The organism is Oceanicaulis sp. UBA6590, assembly GCF_002433705.1.
Taxonomy (GTDB): domain Bacteria; phylum Pseudomonadota; class Alphaproteobacteria; order Caulobacterales; family Maricaulaceae; genus Oceanicaulis.
On record NZ_DJIQ01000026.1, the window covers coordinates 76722 to 99825 of the forward strand.

At 64.2% G+C, this 23104-nt stretch carries 25 protein-coding genes; 7 read left to right on the forward strand and 18 right to left on the reverse strand.

Going from position 1 to position 23104, the window contains the following annotated elements:
- Positions 1–96: 96 nt before the first annotated feature.
- The 6 genes from B2Z70_RS05745 to B2Z70_RS05770 form a co-directional block, all read right to left on the reverse strand.
- The gene (locus B2Z70_RS05745; RefSeq protein ID WP_292981952.1) at positions 97–1857 is read right to left on the reverse strand and encodes a hypothetical protein; all 1761 of its coding nucleotides are present in this window, start codon (positions 1855–1857) and stop codon (positions 97–99) included.
- 198 nt (positions 1858–2055) lie between these two features.
- Positions 2056–2517, reverse strand: coding sequence for a pre-peptidase C-terminal domain-containing protein (locus tag B2Z70_RS05750; RefSeq protein WP_009802358.1), 462 nt, complete (start codon positions 2515–2517; stop codon positions 2056–2058).
- Positions 2518–2624: 107 nt separating this feature from the next.
- Complete coding sequence (locus B2Z70_RS05755) at positions 2625–3563, reverse strand: hypothetical protein (protein ID WP_292981953.1); 939 nt, start codon at positions 3561–3563, stop codon at positions 2625–2627.
- A gap of 229 nt (positions 3564–3792) precedes the next feature.
- Positions 3793–4332, reverse strand: a complete 540-nt coding sequence (gene infC / locus B2Z70_RS05760; RefSeq protein ID WP_040612604.1) for a translation initiation factor IF-3 — start codon at positions 4330–4332, stop codon at positions 3793–3795.
- 100 nt (positions 4333–4432) lie between these two features.
- Positions 4433–5419 carry a glycosyltransferase family 9 protein gene (locus B2Z70_RS05765; protein WP_009802361.1) on the reverse strand — a complete coding sequence of 329 codons (987 nt, stop codon included), beginning with the start codon at positions 5417–5419 and terminating at the stop codon, positions 4433–4435.
- A gap of 4 nt (positions 5420–5423) precedes the next feature.
- Positions 5424–6542, reverse strand: coding sequence for a glycosyltransferase family 4 protein (locus tag B2Z70_RS05770; protein WP_292981954.1), 1119 nt, complete (start codon positions 6540–6542; stop codon positions 5424–5426).
- Between the two features lie 107 nt (positions 6543–6649).
- On the opposite strand from B2Z70_RS05770, the gene B2Z70_RS05775 reads away from it, so the two are divergent.
- Positions 6650–7393: an alpha/beta fold hydrolase gene (locus tag B2Z70_RS05775; protein ID WP_292981955.1), complete on the forward strand. Its 744-nt coding sequence runs from the start codon at positions 6650–6652 to the stop codon at positions 7391–7393.
- On the opposite strand, the gene B2Z70_RS05780 is transcribed toward B2Z70_RS05775, so the two are convergent.
- Positions 7390–8238: a Rossmann-fold NAD(P)-binding domain-containing protein gene (locus B2Z70_RS05780; RefSeq protein ID WP_292981956.1), complete on the reverse strand. Its 849-nt coding sequence runs from the start codon at positions 8236–8238 to the stop codon at positions 7390–7392. The genes B2Z70_RS05775 and B2Z70_RS05780 overlap by 4 nt on opposite strands.
- A gap of 61 nt (positions 8239–8299) precedes the next feature.
- Here B2Z70_RS05780 and B2Z70_RS05785 point away from each other — a divergent pair, with 61 nt between their 5' ends.
- The 3 genes from B2Z70_RS05785 (at position 8300) to B2Z70_RS05795 (ending at position 9769) form a co-directional block, all read left to right on the forward strand.
- Entirely contained in the window at positions 8300–8929 is a 630-nt protein-coding gene (locus tag B2Z70_RS05785) for a tetratricopeptide repeat protein (RefSeq protein ID WP_292981957.1), read from the forward strand.
- A gap of 62 nt (positions 8930–8991) precedes the next feature.
- The gene (locus B2Z70_RS05790) at positions 8992–9147 is read left to right on the forward strand and encodes a hypothetical protein (protein WP_009802366.1); all 156 of its coding nucleotides are present in this window, start codon (positions 8992–8994) and stop codon (positions 9145–9147) included.
- Positions 9148–9250: 103 nt separating this feature from the next.
- A complete protein-coding gene (locus B2Z70_RS05795) occupies positions 9251–9769 on the forward strand; it encodes a CC0125/CC1285 family lipoprotein (protein WP_292981958.1) in 519 nt (172 codons plus the stop codon).
- 189 nt (positions 9770–9958) lie between these two features.
- Here the strand turns inward: B2Z70_RS05795 and B2Z70_RS05800 are convergent, their stop codons facing one another.
- Together B2Z70_RS05800 and B2Z70_RS05805 are read right to left on the reverse strand one after the other, a co-directional pair.
- Positions 9959–10243, reverse strand: coding sequence for a TMEM165/GDT1 family protein (locus tag B2Z70_RS05800; protein ID WP_292981959.1), 285 nt, complete (start codon positions 10241–10243; stop codon positions 9959–9961).
- Between the two features lie 151 nt (positions 10244–10394).
- Positions 10395–11168, reverse strand: a complete 774-nt coding sequence (locus tag B2Z70_RS05805) for an SDR family NAD(P)-dependent oxidoreductase (RefSeq protein WP_009802369.1) — start codon at positions 11166–11168, stop codon at positions 10395–10397.
- A gap of 200 nt (positions 11169–11368) precedes the next feature.
- Between B2Z70_RS05805 and B2Z70_RS05810 the strand changes: the two genes are divergently transcribed.
- Positions 11369–12229: an isoaspartyl peptidase/L-asparaginase family protein gene (locus B2Z70_RS05810; RefSeq protein WP_292981960.1), complete on the forward strand. Its 861-nt coding sequence runs from the start codon at positions 11369–11371 to the stop codon at positions 12227–12229.
- Positions 12230–12295: 66 nt separating this feature from the next.
- Here the strand turns inward: B2Z70_RS05810 and B2Z70_RS05815 are convergent, their stop codons facing one another.
- From B2Z70_RS05815 to B2Z70_RS05845, 7 genes are all read right to left on the reverse strand, one after another.
- Positions 12296–12760: a PTS sugar transporter subunit IIA gene (locus tag B2Z70_RS05815; protein ID WP_009802371.1), complete on the reverse strand. Its 465-nt coding sequence runs from the start codon at positions 12758–12760 to the stop codon at positions 12296–12298.
- A gap of 43 nt (positions 12761–12803) precedes the next feature.
- Positions 12804–13442: a ribosome hibernation-promoting factor, HPF/YfiA family gene (hpf, locus tag B2Z70_RS05820; RefSeq protein ID WP_292981961.1), complete on the reverse strand. Its 639-nt coding sequence runs from the start codon at positions 13440–13442 to the stop codon at positions 12804–12806.
- Between the two features lie 208 nt (positions 13443–13650).
- Positions 13651–15159: an RNA polymerase factor sigma-54 gene (gene rpoN, locus B2Z70_RS05825; RefSeq protein WP_292981962.1), complete on the reverse strand. Its 1509-nt coding sequence runs from the start codon at positions 15157–15159 to the stop codon at positions 13651–13653.
- A gap of 12 nt (positions 15160–15171) precedes the next feature.
- Complete coding sequence (lptB, locus tag B2Z70_RS05830; protein ID WP_009802374.1) at positions 15172–15930, reverse strand: LPS export ABC transporter ATP-binding protein; 759 nt, start codon at positions 15928–15930, stop codon at positions 15172–15174.
- Between the two features lie 64 nt (positions 15931–15994).
- Positions 15995–16576, reverse strand: a complete 582-nt coding sequence (locus B2Z70_RS05835; RefSeq protein WP_009802375.1) for an LptA/OstA family protein — start codon at positions 16574–16576, stop codon at positions 15995–15997.
- A complete protein-coding gene (gene lptC, locus B2Z70_RS05840; RefSeq protein ID WP_292981963.1) occupies positions 16573–17298 on the reverse strand; it encodes an LPS export ABC transporter periplasmic protein LptC in 726 nt (241 codons plus the stop codon). Before lptC ends, B2Z70_RS05835 begins: the two co-directional genes overlap by 4 nt.
- Before the next feature lie 70 nt (positions 17299–17368).
- Positions 17369–17983, reverse strand: a complete 615-nt coding sequence (locus B2Z70_RS05845) for a ribonuclease D (protein WP_292981964.1) — start codon at positions 17981–17983, stop codon at positions 17369–17371.
- 197 nt (positions 17984–18180) lie between these two features.
- On the opposite strand from B2Z70_RS05845, the gene B2Z70_RS05850 reads away from it, so the two are divergent.
- A complete protein-coding gene (locus tag B2Z70_RS05850; RefSeq protein ID WP_292981965.1) occupies positions 18181–20379 on the forward strand; it encodes a YadA-like family protein in 2199 nt (732 codons plus the stop codon).
- Between the two features lie 33 nt (positions 20380–20412).
- Here the strand turns inward: B2Z70_RS05850 and B2Z70_RS05855 are convergent, their stop codons facing one another.
- Complete coding sequence (locus tag B2Z70_RS05855; RefSeq protein ID WP_292981966.1) at positions 20413–20832, reverse strand: organic hydroperoxide resistance protein; 420 nt, start codon at positions 20830–20832, stop codon at positions 20413–20415.
- 114 nt (positions 20833–20946) lie between these two features.
- Here B2Z70_RS05855 and B2Z70_RS05860 point away from each other — a divergent pair, with 114 nt between their 5' ends.
- On the forward strand, positions 20947–21417 hold the full coding sequence (locus tag B2Z70_RS05860; protein ID WP_292981967.1) for a MarR family winged helix-turn-helix transcriptional regulator: 471 nt from the start codon (positions 20947–20949) through the stop codon (positions 21415–21417).
- A 237-nt stretch (positions 21418–21654) separates the two neighbouring features.
- On the opposite strand, the gene B2Z70_RS05865 is transcribed toward B2Z70_RS05860, so the two are convergent.
- A complete protein-coding gene (locus B2Z70_RS05865) occupies positions 21655–22641 on the reverse strand; it encodes a hypothetical protein (protein WP_292981968.1) in 987 nt (328 codons plus the stop codon).
- Positions 22642–23104: the final 463 nt, after the last annotated feature.

Sequence of the window (23104 nt, forward strand, 5' to 3'; positions counted from 1 at the left end):
GCCGGTGAGTAAGAGCGGGGGTTATACGCGTCCCCGCCCAAAATGCAAGGCGCCCCGGACGGGCCGAGGCGCCTTTTATTCCCATGCCGCGCAGCCCTAGTCGGCGGGTGCGTCGAACTCGGAAATCATCAGTTCGGCCGAGGCCGGTTCGCCGCTGAACACGCCCACATAGATGTCGTAGACGCCGCTCATGGCGTTATCGAACTCCAGCGCCGGGCTGAGGCTCGGACCGCCATCGTCATTACAGCGCCAGCTGCCGTCGGGCATGTTGATGGCCAGCGTCGTGTCGCGTTCGCCCTCGACATAGATCGAGAGCGGGCCGTTCTGACCGGACCAGTCGAGCTGGGCGGTCGGCGCCTGGGTGTAATATCCGCTGCACCAGTCCGCGTCGGAGTTGATGCCGGAGCTTTCTGAGTCGATCGGGCCCCCCGCCTCGACCTGAATGCGGTAGGGGTCCGGCGTGAAGCCCGCTTGCAGCTGATGATCGCCGAACAGGGCGGGCAGGGCGATATCCACCCGGGAATTCACCGGGTCCGCGCCGCCGCCGATCTCGGAAATGTAGAGCGTGGCGGGCGAGGTCTCGCCGTCGCCGAAGAACCGGCCCACATAGATGTCATAGACGCCGCTGGGCGCATTCTCCACCGTCAGCAGCGGATTGACGCCCGAACCGCCGTCATCATCGCACATCCAGGCGCCGTCGGGCCCGTTGACCACCAGGGTGGTGTCGTCATCAGAGATCGCGGAGATGAAGAGCGGCGCATCCTCGCCGCCGCGCCAGGTCAGCTCATAGGTCGGCTCACGGGTGATGTCGCCCGTGCAATACCCGATCGCGGTGACGCCATCCTCGACCGCCATGCTGGCCTGGATCGGCCCGCCGGCCTCGACCTCGATCGCTTCGGGGTCGGGCAGGAAGCCGGCCTGGAGCGTTCCGGAGCCGAACCGCGGCCGCGCCGTCAGGTCCAGACGCCGGTCAACGCCCTGATAGCCGATCTCCGAGATCGACAGGACTGCGGATTCGGTCGCGCCGCGATCCCCCAGAAGACCGGCCCAGATCAGGTATTCGCCGCGCTCAGGGCTCTCCAGATAGACGCCCGGATTCAGGCCCACCGCATCGTCATTGCACAGCATCTCGCCTGACGGGGTCTGCACGGCCAGCACGCCATCGCGCTCGCTGTCCATGGCGATGTAGAGCGGCAGGGAACCGGCGCGGAAATTCAGCGCCACATCCGCTGCTTCGCCCGCATAGCCGTAACACAGGGCGCCCAGGGTCTCGAGCCGGGCCTCGCCGCCAGCGGTCACCTCGATTTCATGGGGATCATCGCGGAAGCCCGAGCGCAGGCGCACGCTCTGCTCGCCCGGCAGGGACGGGTTGGGGGACACGGTATAGGGATTGGACGTGTCGAACCCCGTCGTGGAGGCGTGGAACCGGACCGGCGGCGTTCCCATGCCGGCCGCATACGTGCCGATCCAGACTTCATAAAGACCCGTTTCCGCCTTGGCGAAGACCAGTCCAGGGTTGAACTCGCCGGCGCCGTCATCATCACAATGCAGGGAGCCGTCCGGCGCGCGCACGACCATGGTCGTGTCCTCGTCCGCGCCCGCGGACAGGTACAGGTCCGCATCACCTTGATAGTTGACCGCCAGGGTCGGAATTTCGGTGATGTAGCCGTTGCAGCCCTGGCTGAGGATATTCGCGCCCCAGGCCCCGCCGGCGCGCACGCCGGTTTCCGCGGCGCCGGTCTGAAGCGACAGCACGCCATAGGCCGGTTCGCCCTGGAAGGTCTGGGCGAGCGCCGGAGCGTTCGACGCCAGAAGCAGAGCCGCCGCGCAAGCCGTGAGTTTCAATGATGGCGTCATGTCGTCCCCCTTTGTGTTTGAACTTCGACATGCATCAGAGCATGTCCCGCAAACAGGCCAGATCATGACCATCTGGCGCCGCCACGGCGATATTGTGCCCCCAGGCGCGCCTGCCGGCGCCTGGCAAAAGGCCGGCGGGATTCCCCCGCCGGCCAAACCTCTGCGCCGCCCCCGCAGGACGGAAAGCGGCGCGGAACCCTACTGGCTGTAGAGTTCGGAAATGTGCAGTTGGGACGCCTGGGTGGCGCCGCTGGAATAGGTGCCCACCCAGATGTCATACTGGCCCGATTGCGGGTTGTTGAAGCGGATCGACGGATTGGTGCCGTTGCCGCCGTCATCATTGCACGACCAACCGCCGCTGGGCGTGTTGATCACAAGGGTGGTGTCCGCCGAAGAGTTCACCGAGATGATCAGCGGCAGCGAACCGCCAGCGCTGTAGTTCACGCGGAAATCCGGCGCATTGGCGATATAGCCCGAGCACCCCACATTGGAGGCCGAGAGCGAGCCGCCCGCCTGCACGTTGATGACATACGGATCCGGCGTGAAACCGCTGTTCAGGCTGACGCTGCCATAGGTCGGGCTCAGCGAGTAGTTCTGAGCCTCGGCGGCAAAGGCCATCACGCTGACGGCGGCGGCGGCGGTGAGAATGCTGCGAAACATGAGTGTCCCTTTCCTGTCCCCGTTTCGGCCCGTCCTCTGCGTCGGGCCTGCAGACGGCGCACCGTCTGAGTATTCGCAGGCGAGCCCAGCGCCCGCCTGCGATCCTGTTATTTCCGAGACGGCAGATAGCCCATTTCAATCTCGGAAATCATGAGCGTCGTCTGGCGATCGCCCTGCGAATAGGTGCCGACATAGATGTCGTAGACGCCCTGGGTGGCGTTGTTGAATTCAAGACCCGCATCGGTGCCGATCTCGTCATCCGAACAATACCACTGGCCGTCCGGTCCATTGACCACCAGCGTCGTGTCCGCGTCGCCATTGGTGTAGATGAACAGGTCGCCATAGCCGGTGTAATCGAGCTCCACGCTCGGCTCGCGCGTGACATAGCCCCGGCAGCTGCTGGTCTGGAAATCGAAGGAATCCGACACGGACACCGGACCGCCCGCGGTCAGTCGCAGCTGGTACGGATCCGGCAGGAAGCCGCCATTGAGCGTGATATCGGCGAACCGCGACGCCAGGCTGATGTCCAGGCCCGAGCCATAACTCGAATTGCCCGACTGGGAATCGCGGGTGTACTCGCCCAGTTCAGACACGAACAGCGTGGCGGGAACGCCGGCGCCGCGCGAATAGGTCCCGACCCAGACGTCATAACGGCCAGATTGCGGATTGGAGAAGCGCACCAGCGGGTTGAGCGGGCTTTCAGCGCCGTCGTCATCGCAATACCAGCGCGCGTCCGGGCCATTGATCACAAGCGTGGTGTCCGCGTCGGAATCCACGGTGAAGATCAGCGGCAGCGAGCCGGCCGTGTAATTCACGGAGAAATCGGGCGCATTCGCGATATAGCCGCGGCAATCGGAAAACCGGTCCTGCGCGCGGATGGAGCCGCCCGCCGTCAGATTGCGAACATAAGGATCCGGCGTAAAACCCGAGCTGAGGCTGACACGGCCGAAGGAAGGCGGCTCGGTGTAATCCTGCGCCAGAGTTGCGCTCGCCATCAATGCGGCGGTCACAGCCCCCACCGTCAAGGCGCCAATCGTTTTGAACATAGTCACGTCCCCCATAGTCCCCCGCAGCGTGTCGCGGTCTGTCCGGACACCCTAAGCAGGGTTGGTTAAAAGGGCCAGACGAAACAGACGGCCTGCGACCCTTTTGCGCTCATGCGTCAGGGGAAGGATGACCGGTCCAATCTGAACGGCGCATGAAAAAACCCTATCGCCGAAAAGCGATAGGGTTTTCTTCAAAGTCGGCGGCGTGGAATCGCCAGGTCAGGGCGCTCTAGCGCGGCGCCATGACCATGATCATCTGACGGCCCTCGAGCTTGGGTTCAAGCTCGACCTTGGCGACTTCAGAGAAGTCTTCCTTCACGCGCTTCATCACATCCATGCCGCGTTCCTGGTGCGCCATTTCGCGACCCCGGAAGCGCAGGGTGACCTTGACCTTGTCGCCATCCTCGAAGAACCGGGTCATCGCCTTGGTTTTGACCTGGTAGTCGTGGATGTCGATGTTCGGACGCATTTTGATTTCCTTGACGTCCTGGGTCTTCTGTTTCTTGCGGGCTTCGGCCTTCTTCTTCTGCTCTTGGTATTTGAGCTTGCCGTAATCGACGATCTTGCAGACCGGCGGGTTGGCGTTCGGCGAAACCTCTACAAGGTCAAGCCCGACTTCGGCCGCCGCTTCCAGCGCGGCGTCGATCGGCATTTCACCTTGTTTTTCCCCAGATTCATCAATTAACAGAACCCGCGGTACGCGGATTTCTCTGTTGATGCGCGGCCCTTCTTTCTTAGGCGGGGGCGCGGCATGCGGACGTCGTGCTATGCGTCTTCTCCATGGCGACTGCGTGTAAAGTGCGCAAATTAACCGATTTTGCGCGGGATCGGTAGCGAATATCGCGATCAGGGCGCGAAAATCAAGGTGTTCAGGCCGCGTTTGACGCGTCTGCGAAGCCTCCAGCGCAGCGCATGGCCTGAACCGCCTCCTTGGCGTTGATCTGCGCCAGGGTCGGCGCGTGCATCAGCAAGGTGGGCGCAAGCCCGCGCGGCGCGCTGTCCAGCGGCGCGTTTTCCCCCGGATGAAAGAGGACGGCAGGCGAGCCCGCGGCGGCCATCAGGTGCAGCAGACCGGCGGATTCGCCAAAGGCGCACCCGGCCTTGCGGCCCAGGCCGGCCAGCTGGATCAGGTTGGCGCGTCCCGTCAGATCCCGGGCGCCCGGCGTGACATGAGCCACATAGCGCCCGACTTCACGCGTGTTCGGCCCGCCCACGATCACGGGTTCGACGCCCGCTTCCAGAAGCTCATGGGCCAGCGACGCCCAGCGTTCCTTGGGCCAGCGCTGCGCCGGCAGCACATCATCGCCGGCAGGCGCGAACAGGGCGTAGCGCCCCAGAAGACCGAAATATTCCGGCTCCAGCGTGCGGGAGCGCTTGGCGACGAAGTCGATCCAGCTCAGATCCGGCGGCGTCGCCTCGCCCAGACGATAATGCGCCGGCCCCAGACCCGCCTCTCCCAGACGCCCCGCCATCTGCTCGAGCGGATGACCGGCGCGATCCGGACGCGGAGCGGCATTCACCCAGCGCGTCCGTGCAAAGCGAACGGCGCGGCCGATCTTCTTGGCGCCTTCGGTTCCGCACAGGTCATAGATGACGTCAAAGCCGGAATTGCGCGCGGCCTTGAGACGGTCGAAGAAATTACGCTTGGCGGTGTCCTCGAGATTGGTCTCCACCACGTTGAAGTAGGGGCAGTGCTTGAGCAGCCCTTCATACTCCTCGCCGCACAGCAGGGTGATGCGCGCCTTGCGATGATGCTCGCGGATCATCTTGGCGGGCGCGAGCATGCGGACGACATCCGTCAGCTCGCCCTCATGGATCACCAGGATCTGTTCTTTTTCAGCGTCGTCTTCAGACATGGGCTTAGTCTAGAAGCTCCCGATAGACCCGCAAGGTGGCTTGTTGCAGTTGCGTCTTTGAAAAATGCGTGCGCACCCGCTTGCGCGCCGCCTGGGCCAGAGTGTTGGCGCCTTCGGCGTTCAGTGACAAGGCGGCTTTGACCGCCTGCGCCCAGGCGTCCGGGTCTCCCGGCGCGGCGCGCCAGCCGGTTTCGCCATGCCGGACGACTTCACGGGCGCCGCCATGGTCGGCCACGATGACCCGCGCCCCCATGGCCTGCGCCTCCGCCGCCGTACGCCCGAAGGCTTCAGGCTCCAGCGATGGACACACCACAAGATCCGCCGCCAGATAGGCTGCGGCGATGTCGGTGGTATGGCCAGGCAGGGCGAGATCGATGCCCGCCTGTTCTGCTGCGGCCTTGAGTTCAGCCTGATAGTCGAGCTTGTCGCCGCCCTCTCCCAGACAGACCAGCAGGGGCGCAGGATCAAGCCTGAGCCGGGCCAGCGCCTCGATCATCAAACCCTGCCCCTTCCAGCGGGTCAGGCGTCCCGGCAGCATGATCGCCAACCGCTCCGGCGACGCGCCCCAGTTTGCGCGTTGGGCCTTGATCCGGTCCGGACTGATCTTGGCCGGATCGAACTGATCGAGATCCACGCCGCGCGGGATGACGCGCAGACGCGTGTCCTCGATCTCGTGCTCGTCGCGCACATGGGCGGCGGTGAATTCGGAATTGGCGATGACGAGATCGCCCTGCGCCATGATGGAATTGTACCAGCGCTTGAGCCTGCCCCTGGCCTTGTAGAAGCCGTGATAGGTGGTCACAAAGGGGATGCGGGTGCGTCGCGCCGCCCATTTCGCGCTCCAGGCCGGGGCGCGGGAACGGGCATGGATGATGTCGATCTTCTCGGCCCTGACAAGCTGGGCCAGCCGGGCGGCGTTGTTCCAGATCTTCAGCGGGTTCTTCGTCTTCATATCAAGGGTGACATGACGCGCGCCCACCGCTTCGAGATCGGCGACCAGACGCCCGCCGCACGAGACGACAATCGCCTGACCGCCATCCTCGACAATGGCTTGCGCCACCTCGATCACCGTGCGCTCGGCGCCGCCCGCATGCATCTGGGGGATGACCTGCAAGATATTCAAAGGGTGCGCCTTCTGATCGGGCGAACCGGTTGACGGCCCGCAAGCCCTTCAGATAACCGCGACCGGGCGGGTCCGTAAACCATGACGGCGCCGCCAGGGAGAGCCATATGACCGAACCCCGACGCCTCAACCGCCCCGACCAGCCCGGCCTGGCCTATCACCGCCGCGAAGGAGCAGGGCCGGGGGTCATGTTCCTGGGCGGCTTCAAGTCGGACATGTCAGGGACCAAGGCCACCGCGCTTCAGGACTGGGCGGACCGGACCGAGCGCGCCTATCTGCGGTTTGACTATAGCGCCCATGGCGCCTCGGACGGGGCGTGGGAAGACGCCACGATCAGCCAGTGGCGCGAGGATGCGCTCGCCATGCTGGATCTGGAGACCGATGGCCCGCAGATCCTCGTCGGCTCGTCCATGGGCGGCTGGATGGCCTTGCTGCTGGCCCTGGCGCGGCCTGAAAAGGTGAAGGCGCTGGTGCTGGTCGCCCCGGCGGCGGACTTCACAGAGGCGCTGATCTGGGAGCAGCTGCCCTTCCATATCCGCCAGCAGATCGAGGAGGAAGGCCAGTGGCTGCGTCCCAACCCCTATGGCGCCCCCTATCCGATCACGAAAACCCTGATCGAGGATGGCCGGAACTGGAGCGTGCTCGATGCGCCCATCCCGTTTGAGGGCCCTGTGCGCATCCTGCATGGCTGGCATGACCGGGACGTGCCCTGGAGCCATGGTCTGCGGGTGCTCGAACAGCTCACGTCAAAGGATGTCCGCTATGAGCTCTCCAAGGCGGGCGATCACGGCATGAGCGCGCCGGAGGATCTGGCCGCGCTCTTCCGGATGATTGAGGATGTCAGCGTCTAGCGCTGATCCCAGATCGCCTGAAGCCCTTCCCGCCAGCTCGGAAACCCAGGCCGCCAGCCCAGCGCCGCCTTGGCGCGGGCGTTGGAGACGCGGCGGCATTCGGCGTAGAAGCTCGCCTGCATCGGACTGGCCTTGTCCGGATCGAAGGGTTCGATGCGGGGGCCGGGCAGGCCTGCAATCTGCGCGGCGCCCGTCATCACATGGGGCTGGGTGTCCGGCCAGTCATCGGCGAGATTGAAGGCGCCTGAGACCTCAGGTCGGGCGATGGCGAGCGACACGGCCCGGGCGATATCGTCCACGTGGATGCGACTGAACACATGGCCGGGCACATCAAAGACGATCTTGTCCGCCTCCAGCCGGTCAAAGGCTGAGCGCCCCGGACCATAAATCCCCGCCAGCCGGAACAGGCGCGCGCCCCGTTCCAGCCAGTGCGCTTCCGCCTCGGCGCGCCGGATCGAGCGATCCTGCCCGGGCGTCGTCGCCTCATACTCGAAAGCCCAGCCGCCCTGACGGTCGCCATAAACCCCGGTGGTGGAGAGATATCCCAGCCATTGCGCGCTGAGATCGAGCGCTGAGAGCGCCGGCGCAAAGGGATCTCCGTCCTGCCCCGGCGGCGCACAGAAGACCAGCGCGTCAGACGCTCTGGCCGCGTCCTGCAAGGCTGGGTGATCGGCGGCGTTCGAGGGATCAGCGATGACAGGCTCATACCCCAGCGCCGCAATCGCTTCGACCTGCCCGGTCGAGCGCGTCGTCGCACGCACATGCCAGCCGTCTTCACTCAGGCGCCGGGCGATGGCGCGGGCGGTGAAGCCGAAGCCGAACAGGGTGATGCTGCGCTCGCTCATGGACGTCTCCCGAACTGTCCCGATAGGCTTAGACGGCATTCCAGCCACAGGGAAACCCGTCATGGCGCCTGTTCTTCTGCTCACGGTCTTTCTGGCGCTGGCCCAGACCCCGCCCGCCAGTGATCAGGCCCGGCTCGAAGCCTGCCTCAACGCCATCCCGGTCGACGCCGAAACCGCCTATGAGGATGCGCTGGCCTGGCGACACCAGGGCGGCGGCTGGCCAGCCGAGCATTGCGTGTCGCTGGCGCTGATCGCGCTGGGTCAGGAAGCGCCGGGCGCCCTGCGCCTGCGCGAAGCGGCGCTGGGTGCGGAGATGGCGAGCGATCTGAGCCGGGCGATCATGCTGGGCCAATCCGGCGAGGCGTTTCTGACCGCAGAAGAATACGAGCAGGCCCGGATCAGTTTCGAACACGCGCTTGAGTTTGCGCCCCGGGATCCGGGCCTTCTGCTCGGGTTCGGCCGGACGCAACTGGCGCTGGAGGACTATGCCGGGGCGGACATCTCCGCCAGCGCCGCCCTGGCGCAGGAGGCTTTCGCGGAAGCCTATGTGCTGCGCGCTGAGGCCCGTCTTCTGGGGGGCGACATTGACGCCGCGCTTGAGGATATCGAAGCCGCACGCACTCTTGATCCTGAAAACATTGATATTCTGGTTCTGCGCGGTCGGATCGTCGAGGCGCGTCGCCTCCAATAGGGACTTTTCAGGCGCAATCCCCGCGTGCATGCTTCTGTCAAGACACCAGACAGGAGGCTCCCATGCGGCGAACGATGAACATTCTGGGCCTGGCGGAAGCCTCTTCCAGGGCGGCGCAGAGGGCCGGTCGTGGGCGCGCGCTCTCGCCCAGGGGCCAGCGCCTGATGAAGGCGGACAAGGATCTCGTCCTGCTGCGGGGACGACTGATCCAATTCTAGGCCAGTCCGGCGCGAGAAAGGTTAAATTCGCGCCATCCACCTTCCCATGCTTCGGACTTCCCCCCATATTCACCATGATGCAAGTCATGAGAGGACTCCGATCATGCTGAGAACCCTTACCGTCATCAGCCTCGCCGCCATGCTGGCGAGCTGCGCCAGCGGCCCCACGCCTTACGCCCCGGCCGGCGAATCCCGGTACGGCCTGACCGAGCAACAGGTGGAATCGGACCGCTTCCGGATCAGCTTCAGCGGCAATTCCCTGACCGATCGCGACACGGTGGAGACCTATCTGCTGTACCGCGCCGCCGAGCTGACGCTCGATCAGGGCTATGACTATTTCCGGCTGACCCAGCGCGACACCGAAAGCGACACAAGGCTGGTGGGATCGTCCACCTATGACCGCTTCGGTCTGCAGTATCGCTATTACCACCCCGCCTATGGCTGGTATGGCCGCTATGACCCGTTCTGGAATGATGTGAATATCCGCGAAGTCACCCGCTATGAGGCGATGGCGGAAATCGTTCTGGGACGCGGCGCGGTTCCCGATGCGCCGGACGCCTTCAACGCCCGCGAGGTGGTCGCCAATCTGGGGCCGCGCGTTCAACGTCCTGCCGTGAACTGACGCGCTCCAACGGACGAGTCGCAAGAGCCGGGCCCTCGGGTCCGGCTTTTTCGTGCGAGTCGTGCGAGTCCCATCACAGGACTCCGACTACGACTATCACGCGGCCCGGTCGGGGACGGTTCGGGTTTCAGGCTGAGAAAGAGCGCCGCCAGTCTACAACGCGCCCTCACCTCGGGGATAAGCCCGGCCTTAAGCCCCCGCGGCGGTGCGGAAATGGTCGAGCACGGCCAGAGCGCCGAGCGCGATGAAGACGACGCCGGAGATGAGTTTCAGCGGCAGGCGCGCCAGATGTTCGCCCGCGAGCTGTCCCAGGAACACCGCGATGGCGGTGGAGCAGACGAGCGCCAGCGAGGAGGCCGCGAAGACCTTCCAGGCGCGACCCGGATCACCCGCAGCGAATGCGGCGGAGGCGATCTGCGTCTTGTCGCCGAGCTCGGCCAGAAAGACGGCGAAGAAAATGGCGGCGAACCCCATGGATGACTCCCTTTTCCCGATCAAAGTCGGCCTGTCTTTGCGACATCGGGCAGGAGCTGTCTTCCCTCTTTTTCACGCGGAATAGACGCCCTGCGCAAAAAACCCCGGAGCCAAGGCTCCGGGGTTTTGCTCATCAGCGCTGAAACCGCCCTTATTTCGGGGGCATGCGCGCGCCGGCGTCGAGACGGACGCATTCGGCGTTAATATAATCATTCGACACCATGAAGGCGACGAGATCGGCGTATTCCGCCGGGGTGCCGAAGCGCTGCGGGAATTGCAGATTGGCGGCGAGATTGGTTTTCACTTCCGGCGGCATCTGCTCGTAGATAGGGGTTTCAAAGAAGCCCGGCAGGATGGTGTTCACCCGCACGCCTTCGCGGGCGAGATCGCGCGCCATCGGCAGGGTCATGCCGTAAATGCCGCCCTTGGAGGCGGAATAGGCGACCTGGCCGATCTGGCCGTCCTGAGCGGCGACAGAAGCGGTGTTGATGATGACGCCGCGACCGGACTCGGTCGGGTCGAGCGTCAGCATGCCGGCGGCGGAAATGGCCGCGCAGTTGAAGCTGCCCACCAGGTTGACGTTGATCACCAGCTGGAATTTGTCGAGCTGGTGCATGACGATATCGCCCGAGGAGGACCGACGCGCGGTCTTCTCGGCCCAGCCAATGCCGGCGCAGTTCACCAGAACGCGCTCCTGGCCATGGGCGGCGCGGGCTTTCTCGAACCCGGCCTTGACGCTTTCGGGGTCCGCCACGTTCACCTTGGCGAACACCCCGCCCAGCTCCTTGGCCACGGCCTCGCCGCGCTCTTCATTGAGGTCAAACAGGGTGACCTTGGCGCCTTCGGCGGCCAGACGGCGGGCCGTGCCTTCGCCCAGACCCGATGCGCCGCCGGTGACGACCGCTGCGATGCCTTTGAAATCCATGTCTCTCTCCCCTGGGTATGAGTGTTCTAAGGCGTGGAGGCGACAGGTCGCGCCTAACCTCCGCTCCCCTTTGACATAGCGTCTCGCCCGGCAAATTGGAATGCGTCTCGTATGGGCATGACGCCGCGCTTTCACCCCGCCTCACACGGTGTTAATGGCACAGGACCCATTGAGTTCATTCATCGAGTTTCGAGGACGGCATGACCACACCGGTTCTGGTTCTTCACGGCGGCGCAGGCGTTCTGGCCGATCGCAGCTATGAGCGCGAAATTGCGCATCTGACGGACCTGGCTAACCGTACGCGCGCTGCGCTGATGGCCGGTCAGTCCGCGCTGGACGCGGTGGTCGAGGCGGTCGTCGATCTGGAAGCGTCGGGCCTTTATGTGGCGGGCAAGGGCAGCGCGCCCAACGCCGCCGGCCGATACGAACTGGACGCCGCCGTCATGGACGGATCGACCCGGAACGCCGGCGCCGTCTCCGCCCTGACCGGCTTTCTCTCCCCCATCCGCGCCGCGCGCGCGGTGATGGAAAAAACCCCGCACGTGCTGCTGGCGGGCAAGGGCGCAGAGGCCTTCGCCGAGAAGGCCGGGCTGGCGCAGGTCGAGGATCCTGACAGCTATTACAATTCCGCCGCCGATCCCGATCCCCGGCCCATCCCCACCGGCACGGTGGGCGCAGTGGCGCTGGACCTTCAGGGCCGGCTCGCGGCGGCGACCTCGACCGGGGGCACGCTGAACAAGGTCTGGGGCCGGGTGGGCGATACGCCGATCATCGGCTCGGGCACCTGGGCGGATGAGCGCGTGGCCGTGAGCTGCACCGGCCAGGGCGAGTTTTTCATGCGCGCCAACGCCGCCGCCGACGTGTCTGCGCGCGTCAAATACGCCGGACGCCCGCTCGCCGAAGCCGTTGAAGGCGCCCTCAGTGATGTGGCGCGGCTGGGCGGTGAAGGCGGGCTGATCGCGGTCGATGCCTCGGGCGCGGTGACCGCCCAGTTCAATTCGCCGGGCATGAAACGCGCCATCGTCCATTCGGACGGCCGCATCGATGTGCGGATGAGCTGAAGCGCAAGACAAAGCCCCGACCATCAGGCCGGGGCTTTTTGCATTCAGTCTGTCAGGCCTGACCGATCAGGCCGCGTCGCTCTCGACGCCGTTATTGAGCAGGGCCGCGACCGCATCCGCATCCGGGGCCGCACGCACGGCCCGGCGCAATTCCTCACGCCGGAAGAAGCGCGACACCTGGGCCAGCGCCTTGAGATGATCCGCCCCGGCGTCTTCCGGCGCCAGAAGCAGAAAGATCAGATCGGCGGGCTGACCGTCGATGGCGTCGAAATCCACCGGATTCTTCAGACGCGCAAACACGCCGCACACCCGGTCCACCAGATCGGTGCGGGCATGGGGAATGGCGACGCCATCCCCCACCCCGGTCGATCCGAGTTTCTCGCGCTCGATCACGGCGTCCAGGACCGGCCGTGCGGCCACGCCCAGAGCCCGTTCTGCGAGTTCGGCAAGCCCCACCAGGGCCTGCTTGCGACTGGTCGCGGCCAGTTCGGCGGTAACGCCGCCTGGCGGAATGAGAGTGCTCAGAGCCATGAAACGCTCAACTGCTGGCTGCCCCAGCGGCTGGGAGTTTCGGTCACTCCGCAGCCGCGCTGGCCGCGTCTTTAGCGCCTCGGGACGGATCAATCCAGCCCACATGTCCGTCCGGTCGACGATAGACGAAATTCATGGCGCCATTGGCGGCGTTGCGGAACAGCACGAAGGGCGCATCGGCCAGGTCCATCTCCAGCACCGCCATGGAGACGGTGAGGGTTTTCAGCTCCGCCGCCTGCTCGGCGATGATCACCGGCTCATCGCCGCCCACAGCCCCGCCATCATCGTCGTCAAACGCCTCGTCCGACAGGTCGGCCTGGCGACGATCCGAGCGCAGGATCAGCACCGGCGTCGGCTCTGCGGCGGGCAGGTCGGACTTGGAATCGGCGTGATGGTCTTTCAGGCGGCGCTTGTAGCGACGCAATCGTTTCTCGAGATGGCCCGCAGCGTCCTCCGCCGCGCCATAGGCGTCCTCGGCCGAGCCGGACGCCTGAAGAAAAGCCCCGGACGGCAGGTGGAGCGAGATGTCCACCTTGAAGCCGTACCCCTCCTTGCTCGCGACGACAAAGGCTTCGGCCGGGCGATTGAAATATTTCGACCCGGCGTCCGTGATGCGAGTCTCCATGCGCTCACGCAGAGCCGGGGAAACATCGATGCCTTTGGAGACGAACTGGATAAACATGAGAGCTCCCTTCAACTGGGGGTCCAACAGCGCGCCTTCGGCGCGTTGGACCCCTCAAGGGTCACTCCCGCGCCGGGCGCGGCCGGTCTGTCAGAAAGACCGGACATTCACGGTAGAGGCAGCCAAGCCGGGCCGTCAATCAGAACCGGTGCGTCACGGTGAACACAGGGTAGGCCAATCGCATCATGCAGTGCAGCACGGCGAGGGCTCAGTTCATGCCCTTGAGCTTGCGACGGCGCTTGACCGAGGAGGGAATGTTCATCGCCTCGCGGTACTTGGCCACCGTCCGGCGCGCAATATCGACGCCATCCGCCAGAAGACGCTCGACGATCTTGTCGTCGCTCATCACGTCATCGACGGTTTCAGACTCGATCATCGCCTTGATGCGGAAGCGCACGGCTTCGGCGGAATAGGCTTCGCCCCCGTCTGCGGAGGCGATGGCCGAGGTGAAGAAGTATTTCAGCTCGAACAGGCCGCGCGGGGTCGCCATGTACTTGTTCGACGTCACCCGGCTGACGGTGGATTCGTGCATGCCCACAGCGTCGGCGACCGTCTTGAGGTTCAGCGGCCGCAGCCAGGCCACGCCCTTGGCGAAGAAGGCGTCCTGCTGACGCACGATCTCGCTGGCGACCTTCAGGATCGTGCGGGCGCGCTGATCGAGGCTTTTCACGAGCCAGGAGGCGTTCTGGGCGCACTGGCTGATGAAGACCTTCTCGTCATCCGAGCGCGCCGACTTGCTGATCTGGGCGGCATAGCGATTGTTCATCAGGACGCGCGGCAGGGTGTCGGTGTTGAGCTCCACCGCCCAGCCGCCATCGGGGCGCTCGCGCACCATCACATCGGCTTCCACCGCGCGTGCGCCATCCGCGCCAAAGCCCAGGCCCGGCTTGGGGGTAAGCCGCTTGAGCTCGGCGATCATGTCCTCGAGGTCTTCGGCATCGACCCCGCACAGCGCCTTGAGCCCGGCATAGTCATGCTTGGCCAGAAGCGGCAGGTGATCGACCAGCGCCGCCATGGCCGGGTCCAGCCGGTCGCGTTCCTTCAGCTGCAGCGCCAGGCATTCCTGAAGCGAGCGCGCCATGACGCCCGTGGGTTCGAATTTCTGCAGCGCCGCCAGCACGGCCTCGACCTCGGACCGGGTCACGCCCAGACGCTCGGCGGTCTCCCCGAGATCGGCGCGCAGATAGCCGTCCTCGTCCGCAAGATCGATCAGATGCGCCGCAATCAGACGATCGGCGGGCTGCAGGGCGAGATCAGCCAGCTGGTCATGCAGATGCTCATGCAGGGTCTTTTCCCGGCTGGCATGGTCGGCGGCGTCAAATTCGGAATGATTGAAGGACCCGCCCGAGCCCGCGCGCGACCAGTCCACCGCGCCGCCGGTGGCGTCTGCGCCGGCCATGTCAGCCTTGGAATCCGAATACATGGCTTCGGTGTCGGCATCAAAGGCCTCATCGGCCTTGCCCGGCGCGTCAAAGCTCAGCTCGTCGCCGCTGTCCTTGGCCTTTACAGAGGGTTCGGCCGGGGCGGATTCGTCGAGCGCGGGCGCGTCGGAGCGCTCGTCGCGCTCCAGAAGCGGATTGCGCTCCAGCTCGGTTTCCACGAACTCGGCCAGCTCGATATTGTTCAACTGCAGCAGCTTGATGGCCTGCTGCAGTTGAGGGGTCATCACCAGACCCTGACCCTGTCGGGCCTCAAGCTTGTGTCCCAGTCCGGCCATCAAAATCCCTGGTTAGAAGCGTTCGCCCAGATAATAGCGGCGCACATCCTGGTCGTTGCGAACGGCCTCGGGCGCGCCTTCAAACAGCACTTCGCCATCATGAATGATCGTGGCGCGATCGGTGATCTCCAGCGTCTCGCGCACATTGTGATCGGTGATCAGAATGCCGATGCCGCGCTGCTTGAGATAATCCACAAGATCGCGAATATCGGCGATCGCCAGCGGGTCGATCCCGGCGAAAGGCTCATCGAGCAGCATGAAGCTCGGCTGCGCCGCCAGCGCCCGGGCGATCTCCACCCGACGCCGCTCGCCGCCCGAAAGGGCCATGGCCGGACTGTGACGCAGATGGCCGATATGCAGCTCGTCCAGAAGCTCGTCCACCAGCGTGTCACGGCGCTTGCTGTCCGGCTCGACGATCTCTGCGACGGCGGCGATGTTCTCGCCCACCGACAGGCCGCGGAAAATCGAAGCTTCCTGCGGCAGATAGCCAATGCCCAGCCGAGCGCGCTGGTACATGGGAAAGCCGGTGATGTCCTCGCCGTCGAGCATGATGCGTCCGTGATCGGCCGAAACCAGGCCGGTGATCATGTAAAAGCAGGTCGTCTTGCCGGCCCCGTTCGGTCCCAGAAGGCCCACCACTTCGCCGCGTTTCAGCGACAGGGAGACATTCTTGACGACCGTGCGCTTGCCATAGGACTTGCCCAGGTTCTCGACCTGAATCCCCTCCCCGGCGAACGCCTCGGACGGCGCGTCGATCCGCTCGTATTCCATGGTCGTCATGCTTAACTCCGACGGCCTAAAAAACTGTGAAGTCCGGCGCTTTCAGCGCGCAGGCTCAGCCTTCAGGCGCTTCATAGGGGCGCGGACCCTCGCCCGGGATCGTGGGCGCCGGGCAGTCGCGGGACGATTGCGCCGCCGCCGCCGCGTCATCGGTGAAGAAGACCGAGCGCACCCGGCCCGAACTGTTCTGGCCGCCCTCGAGACGGGCGACGCCGGTCGCCAGCTCGGCATGCAGATGCTCGCCCGTGGAGACATTGCAGCCCTGGGTCAGCACCACCGATCCGGTCAGCTCGATCACCTCGTTGACCAGGTCATAGGTTCCGCGATCGCCCCGGGCGATCTCGTTGGGCGTGATGTAGAAGACCTCGCCTTCGGCCACGATGCGGTTCAGTTCCGGGCTGCCGCCGCCGCGCCGGACATAATAGGCTTCCAGCCGGTCCGCGCGCAGGCGCACATCGCCCCGCACCACGTTCACATCGCCAGTGTAAACGCCCATGCCCTGGGCGTCGAAGGCCTGGAAGTCATCCGCGCTGATATCGACCGGACCCTCTCCGGAGCCCAGCGCCTGTCCAAGCGCGGGCGCCGACAGAAGAAGCGGCGCCGCGGCGAAGGCGGCGATCAGGAAACGCTGTATCATGGCTCGTTCTCCTCTGACCGGCCCGCGCCGGCGTCAGAATTGGGATCTTGTTGCGTGTCGGAGGAGGCCGGCGCGTTGAACCGCGTCCGCACATCCCCTTGCAGAATGATATGCTGGCCGTCCTCGCGCACCTCGAACCGGTCCGCCCGCACGGCGCCCCAGGGCGCCAGCCCATGCACGGGCTGAGGACCGGTCACAACGCCTTCGCGCAGGAACAGGGTCGCGGACTGGGTGTCAAAGACATAGCCCGAACGCGTGGTCAGGCGCACATCGGTCTCAAGGTGCAAGGACAGGTTGGACTCATCAAAGACGCCATGCCGGGCCAGCACGCGCGAGGCGTCCGCACCGTCATCGAGCAGCGCATAGTCCAGCGTCGGGCCTTCAAGGTCGATCAGCGCCTGCTCGGCGCCCGAGCGACGCTCGGCGGTCTCGGCGGTGATGACATAGGGCGTGCCGCCTTCATCCCGTCCGGTGAAGCGCGGATTGATGATGCGCTCGGACTCCCCCGCCGTGGCGCTGAGCGCCACTTCCGGCGACGGGGCGCTGCGCCCGCCAGACAGCACGATCTGCACCAGCGCATTGAGCGCCACGACCGCGCCCGCCGCCAGCAGCACCAGACGCAGGCCCGCCACGAAGCGTGAACGCGCCCGGGCCGTCGCCAGCGACCTGGCGCGGCGCTGGCCGATCATCTGGCCGTCTGAAAATGTCAGGGCCGCAGACATGAAGGCGGACTCCGAAGCAGAACTCTCGACTGACCTTTGTGGCGGTCATCGCCGCCTTGCGCAAGCAGGCTTACGAATGGGCGAAGATGTCGGTCTCGTCCCAGCCCATCAGATCCAGGCGCGCCCGCGACGGCAGGAAGTCAAAGCACGCCCGCGCCATCTCCATCCGGCCCTCGCGCTCGAGCATGGCCGACAGGCCATCGGCGATGGCGTGCAGGTAAAGCACGTCGGACGCGGCGTAATTGAGCTGCGCCTCGCTCAGATCCTGCGCCGCCCAGTCCGAGCTTTGCTGCTGCTTGGACAGCTCCACGCCGGCGATCTCGCGGCAGACATCCTTCAGGCCGTGCCGGTCAGTATAGGTGCGCACCAGCTTGGAGGCGATCTTGGTGCAAAAGACCGGCGTCATGGTCACGCCCAGATCACGCTCGATGATGGCGAGGTCGAAGCGGGCGAAGTGCAGGAGTTTCTCAACGCCCGTATCGGCCAGCAAAGCCTTGAGATTGGGGCAGTCATAATTGGCGCGGTCGGGCTGCACGATATGCGCCTCGCCATCGCCCGCCGACAGCTGGACCAGGCACAATCCATCACGCACCAGCGACAGGCCCTGGGTTTCGGTGTCGATCGCGACCCGCTTGCCCAGATCGAGCCCGTCCGGCAAATCCCCGCGATGGAAGTGAATGGTCATGCCTGTGCTCCGCAGCTTCGGTCGTGTTGAAGCCTCAGGGTATCGGACGTTCGCCCGGTAGCGTCAATGCGGACCGTCTCCCCCGTGCATCACAGCTCTGCGCTTGGACGCGAACATGTCCGATCAATCTCGCCAGACCTGCGGTATTGGCTTAATAATCTGTTTACTTCTGGTTCAGCGGCGACGGGGGGAGCGACATGCTGGCGAACAAATATCTGATTTCCGTTGGCGCCGGGCTGGCCCTGGGCCTGTCCGTGCAGGCCAGCGCCAGCATGCTGACGGATCAGTCCATCACCAGCCTGCTCGCGGTTCAGGACAAGGCCCTGCGCAAGGCCGGCCCGCTTGCCCTGGATGACATCGCCCATGCCGATCCTCTGGGAACCTCCGGGGCGAGCGCCCGCAAGGCGCCGTCGGGCATTGATTACCGTCCGGGCCAGACGCAGGCTTCCCTCACTCTGACCGACCCGGCCCTTGTCGAAGCGCTGGAAGGGCTTGTCATTGCGCTGGACCGCTCCGAAACGCTGGCGCCGGACGCCCGTGAAGGGCTGAGCCAGGCGCTTCAGGCCCTCCAGAGCGTGCAGACCGGTCCGATCCAGTTCAAGGCGCTGGGAATAGCCGCGCCCTTCGCCGCCAATGCCGGCCCCGATTGCGCCAATGGCGCCGGTGCGGACTCCACCCAGTGCGGCACGGGCGCAGACGCTGCGACGAACGGCGCTACGGCTGTGGGCGTGGACGCGCTGGCCGGCGGGGAAGGCTCAACCGCCTTCGGCGCGCTCGCCGAAGCGACGGACGAGGCCGCCACGGCGGTTGGCGCGCTGTCCTTCGCCAATGGCGAGGGGGCTACAGCCCTGGGCGCCGGCGCCACGGCCATCAATGACGGTGCGACGGCGGTCGGCTTTCTGGCCGATGCCAGCGAGGAAGACGCCACGGCGATGGGCGCCGGGGCGCTGGCGACGGGCACGCAATCGGTCGCCATCGGAACGAATGCGGAAGCCAGCGAGGATGATGCGACCGCAGTGGGCGAGGGCGCCTGGGCGATCGCCGAGAACGCGACCGCTGTCGGCCAGGCGTCCGAGGCGTCGGGCTATAACGCCAGCGCCTTTGGCGGAAGCGCCACTGCGGACGAAGACTACGCCTCCGCCTTCGGCAATGACGCCTGGGCGAACGGCATCGGCTCCGTCGCCCTCGGCGCGGACGCAACCGCTCTGGGGGATGGCTCCATCGCCATCGGCGCGGATTATGACGGGGACGGGACCGGCGCGGAGGCCAGCAACACCGACGCCATCGCCATTGGCGGCGACGCCATGGCCAGTGCGGAAGAGGCCATCGGCATCGGCTTCCTGTCCGAGGCCAGCGGAGAACATGCCCTGGCCCTGGGCGCCGAGGCGCAGGCCCTGCACGACAATTCGATCGCGCTGGGCAGCGGCGTCGTGACAACGCGTGCGGATCAGATCGTTCTGGGCGCAAACACCCAGACCCTGACAGTCAGCGGCGTGACAAGCGCCGCCTCCAGCGCCGCACAGGGCCCGGTCGCCGGCGTGCTGACAACGGATGCCTCGGGCAATATCGCCTATGACCCGAACGCCCTGACCCAGATCGCGTCGAATGCGTCCGCCATCTCGGCCCTTCAGTCGGGCAGCGCCACGAATGCGGATCTCAGCGCCCTGCAATCGGACCTCACCGATCTCAAATCCCGCGTCACCACCAATACGGGAGGCATTTCCGCCAACCAGTCCTCCGTCTCCGCCAATACCAGCGCCATCGCGGCCCTGGACGCCAAACTGGCGGCGCTGGGCGCGACGGGGGGCGCCAGTCAGGCGGATGTGGACGCCAATACCGGCGCCATCGCCACCAATCGCAGCGACATTGACGCCAACACCGCCAGCATCGCCAGCAACCGTACGGATATCGACGTCAATACCGCCAACATCGCCGATAACCGGTCCGACATTGACGCCAATACCGCGAACATCGCCCTGAATCAGGGCGACATCATCGCCAACCGGTCGGACATCGTGCTCAATCGCGGTCAGATTGCGAGCAATCGGACGGATATCGACCTGAACGCCTCGGCCATCGCCGGATTGCGCACGGATGTCAGCGCGCTTCAGCTGGACGTGAAAGACCTCGCCAGCCAGTTCAATTCGCTGTCGAGCCAGATGACCGTCCAGTCTGACGGCATCGCCATCGCCAATGCGCTGGCGGGCTCAAGCTGGCTGCAGTCGGACGAAAATTTCGCGCTGACCGCCAATTGGGGGCTGTATGACGGCTCGAACGCCCTGGCGGTGACCGCCACAGCGCGCATCAATACGCGCCTGTCCGCCAATATGGGCGTGGGCTATGGCGACCAGACCGGGCGCGTGGGCGCCCGGGCCGGCCTTCGCTATGGCTGGTAGGGCGCCGGAACGCGCCCTGCCCGAACTCGCGGTCTAGCCCAGCTTCAGCGTGGTCTTCACATTGCCGCGGGTGGCGTTGGAATAGGGGCAGACCTGCTCGGTCTTCTCCAGCAGATCCTGACCTTGCGCGTCATCCACGCCCGGCAGGTGCGCGATCAGGGTCACTTCCAGGCCGAAACCGCCTTCGGCGCGCGGACCGATGCCCACTTCGGCCTCGACCTTGGCGCCCTCAGGCAGCTTGAGCTTGTTCTGCTGGGCCACCAGACCCATCGCGCTCATGAAACAGGCGGCGTAACCGGCTGCGAAGAGCTGCTCGGGATTGGTGCCCGGACCGTCATCACCGCCCAGCGCGGCCGGGGTGGAGAGCTGGACATCCAGCCGGTCGTCATCGGACCAGGCGCGGCCCTGACGGCCTTTGTTCGCGCTGGCGCGAGCGGTGTAAAGAATGGACATGAGGTCGCTCCTTTATATCGTGTGCGATATTACTGGGCACGATATAATCACCGTCTTGCCGCCGTCAAGACGCCGCGATATTGTCGTGTGCGATTATTCACCACGGATCAGAGCATGAGCGCCTCCGCCCCCAACACGCCCGACCTCGCCACGCTGGATGACCAGCTGTGCTTTGCGATCTATTCGGCCAACACCGCGATCAACCGCATGTACCGGCCTTACTTGAGCAAGCTCGGGCTGACCTATCCGCAATACATTGCGCTGCTGGCGCTGTGGGAAACCGATGATGTGACGGTGGGGGCGCTCGGCAAGCGGCTGTATCTGGACACCAACACGCTGACCCCGCTGCTGAAACGTCTTGAGGGCATGGGCCATCTCACCCGCACGCGCGACCCCAGGGACGAGCGCGTGGTGCGCATCCGCCTGACCGATCAGGGCCGCGCCCTCAAGGCGCAGGCCACGGACGCCCTCGCCTGCGTGCACGCCATGGCCAGCGAAGGAGATGTGGACCTCAAACCCTGGATCGAGGCGCTGAACCATCTGCGCGAGCAGGCCCTGAAAAAGGCGCAGTGCGCGGGGGGTTAGGGCGACGAAGCCCGGAACGAAAAAAGCCGCTGCTTGTGCAGCGGCTTTTTTGGTCTCGATCATCCTTGGAAGGATGGTGCCCAGGAGAAGAGCGCGGGAGATTTTTTGAATCTTTTCAATGGTCTCAAATAAAAAATGACATGTTTTCACGTTCGCTTGGTACATGGTGCGATATTAAACTTCACGTGCCAAATCGTGGGCGACGCTGTGGTCAAACTTTTAAGGTTATTGGCACCTCTATTCGCGCTCTTGAACAACAAAGAGCTGTAACCCAAAAAAACGTGACGCGATTTCAGATGCCTCAACTATATCACTTAGGTCGGAAATCGAGGAACGTTCGATTTCGAGAGGCGGTACAAGACGAGGTGTTATATAGCCTCTATCTGCGCTAGGTGGCTGCTGAAACGCTATTTCTCTTTGAGAGCTAAAAATATCGGGCACTCTCGCTCTCGACCCGAGGCGCTCAATGCTTTCTTGTTCAGCTTTGAGTGCTTCACGACGAAGGAAGTCCTTAACTCTATGTTCATGACGTTCAACACCCTGACGAAAGCGTGTTTGTAGCTCATCAATCCAGCCTACTGCATCTTCTTTAACGCTTGTCCTATGGCGCTTGATCTTGTCAGTTAGGTCAGAGAGCAGCGTGTCCGACCTAACACACGGAACTTCTTTCGGTTTAGAACATACCCATGCCCTATCAATGTGGGCTTTATCGAATGCAATTGAATGCTTACCGTCTGGGAGGAAACCAATTTCAGCGGGACGAATGAAAGCAGTTTTCCGTGTAACTTCTCTCTCAGTCCATGCGGTATCAAATTCATGTTGTTCGTGAAAATAGGGTGCGGCGTAAAAGACGTCGCTCGGCCCGTGGTCCAACTCCAGCAGCAAGTCATGCTGCTGGGACAGTGAGCTCTCCATTAGAAAAAAGCGATAGTACGGCAACGCTAAGTCATCATTGAAATGAACGTTCCCGATGTGCTGCTTGACAGCCCGGCGTTCTCGTCCGTTGCCAGAAATGATACATTGCGAACGCTTGAATTGGAGGTAGAGCGGCAAACCCGGTCTATCGAGTTTTACATCCCATCCGCCGCCAGGCTTTCCCTCCTCCAACAAACTAGGGAATACGGGAGCTGCTCCGATCGCGGTCCAACCGACAAGTTCATGTGTCAGAGCAAATCCATAAGAAAATTCAGAAAATTTCGGGTGCCCATCCCATCCTGTCGCCATCCGCTATACCCACTTAGTCTGCATATATCGAGCTCAACGTACCGCCGTAGTTCTCGTTTTCGTATAGGCCATCTTGCACTACTCGATGTGTTTTCATCTGTGTAGGGAGGTTAAGGAAGGTCCTTTTTCTTGTCCTCATATTCTCAGCCGAAATGCCCGTGCTTCAAGACGGTGGCCCAAGCATTCCCGCCGCCTTGCTTGGCGGCACCCCGCTCGAAACAATAAAACTCGCCCTTGGTATCGATATCGGCCGGTGTGAGCGGATAGTGTCGGAGATAGCTCGGCCATCGGACTAAAGGCTTTCGGGCATTCATCAAACGGGTGAATTATAATGCACTTAAGCGCACATCCCGGATGATGGAAAGTTGGAAAACCGCCCAGGCCCAGAACGAAAAAAGCCGCTGCGGGTGCAGCGGCTTTTTTGGTCTCGATCATCCTTGGAAGGATGGTGCCCAGGAGAAGA